1 protein-coding gene is annotated in these 1,153 nt (G+C 72.4%); it reads right to left on the reverse strand.

The window, feature by feature from the left end:
• Positions 1–1,153, reverse strand: a 1,153-nt coding sequence (locus ACWJ6R_RS36760; protein WP_449066615.1) for a beta-ketoacyl synthase N-terminal-like domain-containing protein, incomplete at both ends; no start/stop codon positions are given.

Genomic DNA, 1,153 nt, shown 5'->3' on the forward strand with positions numbered 1-1,153 from the left:
CGCTCGTCCCTGGCCGAGACCACCCACGGCACCACCGGCAGCTCCACCCCGCCCGACCCCGGCTCACCGGCCCCATCGCCCCCGCCCGACTCACCGCGCTCGACGGGCTGAGCGACTCCGCCGGACTCGGCGGGCGCCTCCTCGATGATCATGTGCGCGTTCGTGCCGCTGATCCCGAACGACGAGACACCGGCCCGGCGCGGACCTGTCTCCGGCTCCCAGGCGCGGGCCTCGGTCAGCAGCTCCACCGCACCCGCCGACCAATCCACATGCGGCGAAGGCTCCTCGGCATGCAAGGTCCTGGGGAGAAGCCCGTGGTGCAGTGCCATCACCATCTTGATCACACCACCGACCCCGGCGGCCGCCTGCGCATGGCCGATGTTCGACTTGATGGAACCCAGCCACAGCGGCCGGTCCTCAGACCGGTCCCGGCCATAGGTCGCGATCAGCGCCTGCGCCTCGATCGGGTCGCCCAGTGCGGTGCCCGTGCCATGCGCCTCGACCACGTCCACATCCGCCGGCGAGAGATTCGCGTTCGCCAGCGCCTGCCGGATCACCCGCTCCTGGGAGGGGCCGTTCGGCGCCGTCAGCCCGTTGCTCGCCCCGTCCTGATTGACCGCCGACCCGCGCACCACCGCCAGCACCCGGTGACCGTTGCGGCGCGCGTCCGACAACCGCTCGACCAGCAGCACACCGACACCCTCACCCCAGCCCGTGCCGTCGGCCGACGCCGAGAACGCCTTGCAGCGGCCGTCGAGCGCCAGACCCCGCTGACGGGAGAACTCCACGAACGTGCCCGGCGTCGCCATCACCGTCACGCCGCCCGCCAGCGCCAGATCGCACTCCCCCGACCGCAGCGACTGCGCCGCCAGGTGCAGGGCGACCAGCGACGACGAGCACGCCGTGTCCACCGTCACCGCCGGACCCTCGAACCCGAACGTGTACGACACCCGGCCCGAGGCCACGCTGCCCGAGTTGCCCGTGCCGATCAACCCCTCCAGCTCCGCCGGAACCGAGGAGAGCTGGCTCGCGTAGTCGTGGTACATCACGCCGGCGAACACACCCGTACGGCTACCGCGCAACCCCACCGGGTCCAGCCCCGCCCGCTCCAGCGCCTCCCACGACGCCTCCAGCAGCAGCCGCTGCTGCGGAT

The organism is Planomonospora algeriensis, from assembly GCF_977012225.1.